The organism is Kitasatospora sp. NPDC059803 (genome assembly GCF_042732255.1).
GTDB lineage: Bacteria > Actinomycetota > Actinomycetes > Streptomycetales > Streptomycetaceae > Kitasatospora.
In genome coordinates this window covers 45,040-54,114 of record NZ_JBHWIJ010000009.1, presented here as the reverse complement: position 1 = coordinate 54,114, position 9,075 = coordinate 45,040, and the positions used below count along the sequence as shown (strand labels likewise).

Sequence of the window (9,075 nt, the reverse complement as noted above, 5' to 3'; positions counted from 1 at the left end):
CCCCTCAGAGAGCGGTGCGCGCGCCCCCCCCAGGACGCGGGTGGCCCCCCCCCCCCCCCGGCCCCGAGCGGCCCCTCCCCCGGCGCCCCCCCGCCGGGGGGGCCGGGGGGGGGGGCGGCGGAATCGGCGGCAGGAACGTCACGTCGGCGACCAGCCCGCGCACCGCGACCACCCGGGCGAGCGAGGTGAGCAGTCCGTCGTCGCCGATGAAGGCGGGCACGCTGGTCGGCCGTCCGTCCGCCAGCCGGTAGCGGATCGTCACCGGCTGGACGAAGGCGCCCGCCTCCACCGCCGCCTGGAACAGTGCGGGCCGGAAGCGGCCGCTCTCCCGCCCGCACCAGGTGGACCCCTCCGGGAAGACGATCACCGGCTGGCCGGCGCGCAGCACCTCGGCCACCGCCGCCACGGTGTCGGGCAGCGCGCGCAGCCGGTCGCGGTCCAGGAACACTGTGCCGCCCCAGGCGATCAGCGGCCCGAGCACCGGCCACCGGCGGACCTCGGTCTTGGCCAGTGAGCGGCCCGGGCGGCCCGCCGCGATCAGCGGGATGTCCAGCCAGGACACGTGGTTGGCCACCACGAGCGTCCCGCCGCCGAGCGTGCCGCCCGGCGTCCCGAGGTGGACGGTGACCCCGAGGGTGTGCAACAGGACGCGCGCCCAGAGCCGGATCAGCCGCTCCCGGGTCCCGTACGGGAGGAGGCGCAGGGGCAGGCTGAGCAGCACGCCCGCCAGCACCGCCGCCAGGCAGGCCGCCAGCCGCAGCGCCCGCCGGGGGTGCGAGACGGCGGGCGCCGGGTCGGCCAGGCAGGTCTCGGGCCGGCAGGGGGCCGTCGGCAGCCAGACGCTCATGATGAGGCGCCGAGGGGCCGGGCGGGCAGTCCGGACAGGAAGTGCCGCAGGTAGCGCGGGTCGGTGCGCTCCAGGGACAGCAGCACGTACAGGTCGACGCAGTCGAAGTCCGGGTCGTACGCGGGCTCGCCGCAGACCCAGGCGCCGAGCCGCAGGTAGCCGCGGAGCAGGGCGGGCAGTGCGCCGCGCTCGGCGCGCGGCACGCCGGTGGCGTCCCAGCGGCGGCGCGGGGTGACCCGGTACTGCTCGGGGGCCAGGTACTTGGCGCTGACGGTGTCCCAGACCCGGGCCGCGGTGGCGCCGCCGTCGTCCAAGGGGATCGAGCAGCAGCCGCCGACCCAGGTGTTGCCGGTGTCGGAGAGGTACCGGGCGATGCCGCCCCACATCAGGTTGATGACGGCGCCGTTGCCCCGGTGGTCGGGGTGGATGCAGGAGCGGCCGAGTTCCACCAGGCCCGGGCGGACCGGCGCCAGGGCGGAGAGCTCGAACTCGCCGTCGGAGTAGAGCCGTCCGGCCCGCCGGGCGGCCTCGGGGCGCAGCAGCCGGTAGGTGCCGACGACGGCGCCGTGCTCGCCCTCGCGGACCAGGAGGTGGTCGCAGTACTCGTCGAAGGGGTCGACGTCCAGGCCGGCGACCGGGCTGTGCAGGACGGCGCCGAGCTCGGCGGCGAACACCTGGTGGCGCAGCCGCTGGGCGGCGCGCACGTCGTCGGCGTCGCGGGCGAGGGAGACGGTGTAGGCGGCCGGGGCCTGCGGCCGGCGGGGGGCGGGGACGGCGGGGGCGTCCTGGGTGGGGGCTACTGCGGTCGGAGTGTACGTGGGGACGGTGGTCATGGCGGACCCTCCAGGGCAGCACGATCGGCGGCGCCCTGGATCGCCAGGGCACCGGCCCGGCCCGCAGGCGTTGGGCCTGCACGCGAACCGGTCCCCGTATATCTCTCCGAGCCGGTTGGCATCCATGTTGCGGCGCGGCGGAGCGCAGATGTGCAACTGCTGAATGGGACCACCCGTCGCCTCCCGGTCATCTGCCGGGCACCGGGTGCTCGCTCGCCGGGGGTGGACAGCCCGGGGGGCGGGGGGGCCCGGCCGGCCCCCCACGCCCGGGCGTGGCCCCGCCCCCCCCCCGGCCGGGGGGGGGCGCCGGGGGGCGCCGCCCCCCCCGCCGCGGTACGGGGTGCGAGGTGCGCGGTGCGGGCTACTTCTTGGCCGGTGCCTTCGGGACGGCGTTGTACGGGTTGTGGTGGTGGTCGCCGATGTGCAGCTGCTCCTCCGGCGCGCCGGCGAGCTTCGGCAGGACGTGGGTGCCGGTCGGGTCGGTGATGACGATGGCGTCGCCGTCGCGGCGCACGTCGTGCGGGGAGCCCTTGGCGTAGGAGGCGAGCTCCGCGCCCGGGCCGGTGGGGGTCGAGTCGGCCACCGTACCGAACACGTTCGTGGGCAGCGTGAGTGCGGTAGCCGTCGCGCCGAGCGTGGTGTTCGCGGACTGCTCGCCGCCGTACGCGGCGCCGAAGGTGGCGCCGCCGGTGACGGTGGTGCCGGCGGGCACGGTGACCGGCACGGCGGTGCCGGAGGTCCCCTGGAGGGTGACCACGCCGCCCTGGACGTAGCCGGTGGCCGAGCCCGCGTTCTGGGCCTGCTGCCAGCCGGCCTGCTGCTGGAGGACCGTCCCGGAGTCGGTGAGGGTCTGGTTGACCACCGGGGTGTCCGCGGTGAACCAGGTGCGGTAGGTGGACAGGATGCCGGTGAGGGTCTGCAGGGCCAGCTTGTCGTCGGTCAGGTTGGACTGGTGCATGAAGAAGGGCCGCGGGTCGTTGGACAGCACGTACCCGAGGGTGATCCTGACCTGCAGCGGCAGGACGTAGCTCGACCAGGCGGTGTTCGGGTCCAGCGGTGCGATGCAGGTCGTGGTGGCGGGGTTGGCCTCGCAGTTGCCGCTTCCGCCGTTCGCCTTGGAGGTGTAGAGCCAGTTGTACTCGCTCACCTCGTCGGCCTGGGTGGAGACGTTGTAGAACACGTTGACCGGGTGGCGCGGGGTGCCGAGCGCGGAGGCGATCTGACGCTGCCCGCTCTCGCGGGAGGCGTCGACGCCGAGCCACTGGATGTTGTTTGCGCTCAACGCGGCCAGGAAGTTCGGGTTGTCGGCGGGCTGCTGCGGCAGCATCACGGTGCCGGAGTGTTCGCCCGCGACCAGCTCGTTCGGCCGGAACGGGAGGCCGTTGGCCTGGGCGAACTGGATGTTCTGGGTGATCTGGGAGCTGATGGTGGCCTGGTCGACGTATTCGATGGCGCCCGAGGCATCGGTCTGGCACCGCCAGGGGATCACCGAGAAGTCCTGCACGCAGCCCAGGAACGGGTGGTCGTAGGTGTGGTTGACCCACCGGAAGCTGTTCTTGTTCGCCAGCAGCGCGTCGCTCAGCGGGTCGTCGCCGCCCTGCTCCTGCTGGTACTCGACACCCGGGCCCGCGTTGAACAGGAAGTCCAGGGTGTAGCCGTTCTGCTGCTGCCAGTTCACCGTGTCGGTGACGTCGGAGGCGGCCATCCGGATGGGCGTGGTGTCCGGTACGCCGGCGGCGCAGTCGCCTTCGCCCGGGGTGCACTTGCCGCTCTGGCTCCAACGGGAGTTGGCGTTGAACAGGTCGTCGACGTGTGCCGAGAAGTAGTTGCGCCAGTAGCCCAGGTGGACACCCCGCGTCACCCAGTCGACGATCCCGTGCGCGAGCAGCCGGAACTGCTGCTGGTCGTAGTTGTACGCGAAGGTGAGGACCAACTGCTGGCGGCCGCTGCTGGTGTAGACGCCCGCGAGCACGCCCTGCGTCGAGGTGCCGGGCACCGTCTCGGTGAGGAACGGTTCGAAGTGCGAGCCGGTGGCCGGGTTGTCGGGCACCGGCGTGGCCAGCGCGCCATACGAGCCGCTGCCGCCCGCGGTGCCCTCGAACGGCACCGGGCCGTTGAGGTAGCGGAAGGCGTCGGTCCGGGCGGAGGAGGACGCGGTGGCGGTGGTCGCGTCGAGCGAACCGGTCCACGCGGGCGTGCTCAGACCGGTGTTGGTGCCCGGCCACACGTAGGAGTCGACCTGTCGGACGTGGTAGGCCTGCTCGTAGCCGGTGAGGGCGGAGAGTTCGGCGGTGGAGAGCCGGCTCGGCGCGTCGTTGGGCAGGACGACGCCCTCGAAGTGGCCGTGCGGTGTGCCGTCGGCCAGGGCGTCGGCGAGGAAGGACGCCGTGAGGGTGGCGCGGTTGCTGCTGGTGAGGTCGACCACGGTGGTCGGCACGCCCTCGGAGACCAGTTGCTTGTGGATGCCCTCGACCCACGGGTTGCCGTCGGTGACGACGAGGACGTTCAGGTCGACCCGGGAGGTCGCGGCCGCGGCCGGGACGACCGTACCGAGGGATATCACCGCGCCGGCCACGACCAGCGCGATCAGCGGCAGCGCGCGGAACGGCGTCCGGCCCGCGCGCGGGGCAGGACGGGGTTTCAGGAGTCTCATGGCGCCCACCCTGGCGCAACGGGCAGTCGCTACGGCCGCGTTCCGACAGACCTTGACCGATCGATGGCGGGGTTTTTGGAAACGGTTCTCGTTTCGGAAGCCTCCCCGTAACCGGCCTGCGCGCCCGTGCCCCTGCGGCCCGGTCAGAACCGGCCGCGCCGGGCGGGCTGCGGCACCGGGGGTTGTCTGCGGCGGTGCGTATCGTCCGGGGCAACAGGTGCCACAGGAGTGAGAAGGAAGGGGCGGGAATGGACGAGGTCAGGCCAGGGACGCGCGAGTACCTCGACGGACTGTTCATACCGGGCCTGCGGATCGGCGGCGATGCGCACACCCCGTACAGCTGGATCGAGATCGCCGAGGTGCAGGAGGTCACCGCAATCCGGCTGCCGAGCGGCCGGTTGGTCGTGGACTCGCCCTGGATCACCGGGCCGCCGCGCGAGCTCGCGTTCCGCATCCCGCCCGGCGAGTACCCGGTGGACGTCTCCTGGGCCAACTGGCCCCACCTCTCCGACGGTTACTACACCGAACATCGGGAGTGCGCCGCAACACGCCTGCGCGTGCGCGACGAGCCGGTGGTCACGTGGGAGCTCGCCCTCGGCGTGGGCGAGGACCCGGCCCTGCGCGCTGCCGGCGCGGGATTCGCGGCGGAGGACGCAATGGGCTGCTTCGCCGACACCACCGCCTGGCAACCGCTGACCGAACCCTTCCGCCGCTACCTGGCCGACGTGACCGCCGCCGGATTCGGCGGCCCGCCGGTCGGGCGGGGCACCGAAGACCTCTGCGAGGGCTACTTCGAGCTCGCCCGCGACGAGGGATGCCGGGCCGACCTGCTGGCCTTCGGTGTCCCGGAAGGCTGGGGCCAGGTCTGGGCGGGCCGTGCGCGCGACGGCGAGATCGCGGTGGTCGTCGTCCCGGGCCCGGTGCCCACCAGCCCGTGGGACTGAGAGGGCCTGGTGAGAGCCAGCCCGGCCCTGCCGCCGCGTCGAGGTCTTTTACCGACCAGCGCGACTCCGGGCCACGCATAGCCGATGGCCGGACGGAGGCGACCTGACGGCAGGCCCCCGCCGCCGCTCTGCCGGCCGCGGGGGCCCAGCCCGTCGGCTACTCGGGCAGGGGCCGCATGCTCACCCGCTACTGCCGTCCTTGAGGATCGGGCAGAACACGGCATGCAGCACCGCGGTACTGCGGATTCAGGGGGCCGACGGCGGGTCGAGGTCCTTGGTCATGAAGACCCTGCTGGTGCCCGGCGGATCGCACGGGACTTCGCCCAGGCGTCGCCAGCCGTGCTTCGCGTAGAAGCCGGGAGCCTGGAAGCTGATCGTGTACAGGACCGCCGTGCGGCAGCCGCGTGCGCGGGCTTCGCTTTCGGCCCGGCGCAGGATCTCACTGCCCAGGCCGCCATGGCGCAACTCGGCCGGCAGGAAGAACAGGTCGAGGAAGAACAGCCCGAGTGAGGTGCGACCGGTCAGACCACCGATCACCTGGGAGGTCACGCGGTCACGCACCAGGACGGCCAGCGGGCGGCGGTCGTCGACGGCTGTCGAGTCGGTGTTGAACCGGTCCAGGGCGTCGGAGACGAGCGATACGTCGGTGGGATTCGGGGCGTCGGTGACCGTGAGGCCGATTCCGGGCCAGAGGCTCGATGGCGTGCTGTCGGTGGCGGGCATGAGGCTCCCAGGGCGGTTGGCGGACGGTGTGCGGGCGCAGGGCGTAGGGCGCAGGGCGCGGTGGCCTCGGCCGGTACGGGACGTTAGGGCGTGGACGCTTCGGCCGAGCCCGAAGCGAGATCGACGACAATCGGGGACATGGACCATCAACGCGAGGGCCAGGACGTCGGCGTGGACCTGGCCGCCGTGGCCAGGCTGCTGGCCGACGGCACCAGGGCGGACTTCTGCCTGGCCCTGCTGGACGGCCGGGCCTGGACGGCCACGGAACTGGCCCGCCATGCCGGTGTCGCGGCCTCGTCCGCGACCGAGCACCTGAACGTGCTCGTACGTGGCGGACTCCTCGTCGAGGAACGCCACGGACGCCACCGTTACCTGCGGATGGCCGATCCGCGCGTGATGGCCCTGATCGAGAGCCTCGCCGCACTCGCGCCGCGCCACACCCCCAGGCCGCGTTCGCTGTCGGGCTCAGGGCGACAGCGGGCCCTGGCCCGCGCGCGGCTCTGCTACGACCACCTGGCCGGAGAACTGGGCCTGGCCGTCACCGACTCGATGGCCGGCCGCGGCCTGTTGGAGTGGGGAGCCGATCCGTCGCTCACCGCCGAAGGGGCGGCCTGGCTCCACGACCTGGGCATCGCACTGCCCAACGCCTCCCGCAGACCGCTGGTACGCGCCTGCCTGGACTGGACCGAACGACGCCCGCACCTGGGCGGGGCCGTCGGCGCCGCCATCTGCGGGCACGCTCTGGCCGCCGGGTGGCTGACCCGGATCGGAACCACCCGCGCCCTCGCCCTCACGGATCTGGGCAGACACGAACTGCGCGACCACCTCGGACAGCCTGCGACCACCAAGCTGCCGCCCTGGGACCAAGAGGCGGATTAGCGGCCCTGGGATGAACGGTCCCGGTGCTGGTGGGGCCGTGGCGGTGGAAGGGCCGCACGGGCTGGGTGAGTTGCGACGCCTGGTCCCCGACCGCTCCGCACGACGCCCGGCCCGCCGCCGCCGCCGGACAAGCGCCGAACTTGTCCTCGCCCGCGACGCCGTTTGCTGCTCACCCACCGGTCGAACCGCCAACAGCCACGCCCCGACCCCGACTTCACCCAAGGCCGTTACTGCATGACTTCCCGGCACGGGTGCTCGAAGGAGAGCGGGCAGTAGTAGAGCTGCATGTGTAGCTCCGCCCGATCTGGATGCCGATGTCGCCGTCCGCGTCGCGGTCCTCGACCGGGTCCCAGCCGCTGCCGTCCAGAACGCCGGAAGCGATCGTCAGCAGCGGCACCATGGCGGATTCGCAAGCGGTGCACCGAATCACCGACGGATCGCGGAAGCTCCACGGCCCCCAGCCACCGACCTTCCAGCCAGGGGCGACCGACAGCTCGTACTGGTAGTAGGCCCGGAACTCCTCGGCGTACCAGTACCTCGGATCGGTGCCGGTGAACTCCCGCTCGCACCAGTCCTCGATCCGGTCCGCGAGGTCGGCCTCCAGCTCCAGCGGCGCCGGGTACTCCGTCACCACCTCCGGGTGCAGCACGCACGGCTCGGGCACGTAGTTGCCGTAATTCTCCACGTCAGCTGGCAGCGGCGGGTCGGTCAGCAGCGCGTCGACCTGTGTGGAAGAGCCCCACACCACCCTGGCCGCCGGCATCCGCGACGGATCGTGGTTCAGCGGGCACCACAGCACCTGCAGCATGTCCGCGCCCTCGGGGCACGGCAGCGAGGGGATGTCGCGCGCGTAGAGCTGGGCCACCGGCAGCAGGGCGTTCGGCTTCCGGCTCCACGGATGTCCCGCGGACGTCGCGTCCAGGGCCGCCTCCTCCCGGTCGTCGGGATGGGTCTCATAGAGCTCCCGGCGCCGCCGGATATCGGCCATCGACACCGGCAGATCGCCCTCGTCCTCCTCCGGATGCGGGCCCTCGCACACCGGCCACGGCTCACTGACCGGCCACAGCAACGGGCCCCCGACCGAACTGTCGTGGACGGTCGGCTCGCCCAACCGTGGGTGCAGGCGCGCCGTCTGCCGCGCCAACGGCACCAGTTCCGGGAAGGCCGCGGCGATATCCACCCGGCGCTGCGGTGTGACACGAACCATCGAGGCATCTCTTTCGGACGGCGGACAGGCATACGGACCTTAGCCGCCGCCACCGACAGAACAGCCGGTCGAGAACGATGCCTGGCAGGGTACTTGACGGTCCTTCCAAAGGACCGGGATTGCGCTCGGATGCCGAGCCCGTTGGAGTACCGGGACAGGGGCCCGTGCTGCTCCGCGCCAGTTCGCGGACGGCGCATCCGTCGCGACGACCACTACCGACACGCGCGCGCCGGGCCCACGCCCGCCTGGACGCGCGAGAAGCGCCCCTCTCCGCCACAAGAGAACGACAGGTGCGCCGGCTCCTGACGGCATTCGGACGAGAACCCACAGCAGCGCCTCCCGCGCGCAGGCGGGCGGGTGCTCCCCGGCGGTTGCGACGCAGGCTCAATCGGACGGCGTGGCCGGGGAGCGCATGCCGAGCCACTGCTCGGCGCCCCAGGCCTCGAACCGCTCCACCTCGGTGAACCCCAGCTTCGCCGCCAGACGCATCGAGCCGACGTTGGCGCTCTGGGTGGTGAGCACCACCGGCTCGCCGGGAAGCGCACCGGCGAGCCAGCCGAGTGCCGCCGCGCAGGCCTCGGCGGCGTACCCGAGTCCCCACGCCCGCGGCAGGAACAGGTAGCCGAGATCGACCTTCCCCGCGGCAGCCGGACGGCGGTGCCCCGTCGCCCTCCTGAGCAGGATCTGGCCGATCATCGACCCGTCGAGGTCGACGACGAAACTCCCGGGCCACCGCTCGGGCGCCCCGGACATCTCGCGCTCGAGCTCGTCACGCGGCCGGGGGCCACCGAGGTAGGCGTGCACCTCCGGCGAGGCGAGCAGCTCGATGAACGCCGCACGGTCCCGGACCTCGGACTCACGGAGCACGAGCCTCCCGGTCCTGACCGGCTCAGGCGGCCAAACCACAGCTCCCAGATCTTCCATTCGCGCACGCTAACAGGTGGTCAACCCAACCGGCCCAGCACCCCGGGACACAGCGCGCCAGGGCG

8 protein-coding genes are annotated in these 9,075 nt (G+C 72.8%); 2 read left to right on the top strand and 6 right to left on the bottom strand.

Annotated elements, in window-relative coordinates:
- Positions 1–4: 4 nt before the first annotated feature.
- From ACFV6I_RS02870 to ACFV6I_RS02860, 3 genes are all read right to left on the bottom strand, one after another.
- The gene (locus ACFV6I_RS02870) at positions 5–847 is read right to left on the bottom strand and encodes a lysophospholipid acyltransferase family protein (RefSeq protein WP_380423370.1); all 843 of its coding nucleotides are present in this window, start codon (positions 845–847) and stop codon (positions 5–7) included.
- Entirely contained in the window at positions 844–1,680 is an 837-nt protein-coding gene (locus ACFV6I_RS02865; RefSeq protein ID WP_380371091.1) for a GNAT family N-acetyltransferase, read from the bottom strand. The genes ACFV6I_RS02870 and ACFV6I_RS02865 overlap by 4 nt, the downstream gene beginning before the upstream one ends.
- Positions 1,681–2,041: 361 nt before the next feature.
- Positions 2,042–4,333, bottom strand: coding sequence for a hypothetical protein (locus tag ACFV6I_RS02860; protein ID WP_380423369.1), 2,292 nt, complete (start codon positions 4,331–4,333; stop codon positions 2,042–2,044).
- A gap of 248 nt (positions 4,334–4,581) precedes the next feature.
- Here ACFV6I_RS02860 and ACFV6I_RS02855 point away from each other — a divergent pair, with 248 nt between their 5' ends.
- Positions 4,582–5,277 carry a DUF4241 domain-containing protein gene (locus ACFV6I_RS02855; protein ID WP_380423368.1) on the top strand — a complete coding sequence of 232 codons (696 nt, stop codon included), beginning with the start codon at positions 4,582–4,584 and terminating at the stop codon, positions 5,275–5,277.
- A gap of 246 nt (positions 5,278–5,523) precedes the next feature.
- Here the strand turns inward: ACFV6I_RS02855 and ACFV6I_RS02850 are convergent, their stop codons facing one another.
- Positions 5,524–6,000 carry a GNAT family N-acetyltransferase gene (locus tag ACFV6I_RS02850; protein ID WP_380423367.1) on the bottom strand — a complete coding sequence of 159 codons (477 nt, stop codon included), beginning with the start codon at positions 5,998–6,000 and terminating at the stop codon, positions 5,524–5,526.
- A 138-nt stretch (positions 6,001–6,138) separates the two neighbouring features.
- Between ACFV6I_RS02850 and ACFV6I_RS02845 the strand changes: the two genes are divergently transcribed.
- On the top strand, positions 6,139–6,879 hold the full coding sequence (locus ACFV6I_RS02845; protein WP_380423366.1) for an ArsR/SmtB family transcription factor: 741 nt from the start codon (positions 6,139–6,141) through the stop codon (positions 6,877–6,879).
- A gap of 214 nt (positions 6,880–7,093) precedes the next feature.
- On the opposite strand, the gene ACFV6I_RS02840 is transcribed toward ACFV6I_RS02845, so the two are convergent.
- Positions 7,094–8,086, bottom strand: a complete 993-nt coding sequence (locus tag ACFV6I_RS02840) for a hypothetical protein (RefSeq protein ID WP_380423365.1) — start codon at positions 8,084–8,086, stop codon at positions 7,094–7,096.
- Positions 8,087–8,470: 384 nt separating this feature from the next.
- The gene (locus tag ACFV6I_RS02835; RefSeq protein WP_380423364.1) at positions 8,471–9,010 is read right to left on the bottom strand and encodes a GNAT family N-acetyltransferase; all 540 of its coding nucleotides are present in this window, start codon (positions 9,008–9,010) and stop codon (positions 8,471–8,473) included.
- Between the last annotated feature and the right edge of the window lie 65 nt (positions 9,011–9,075).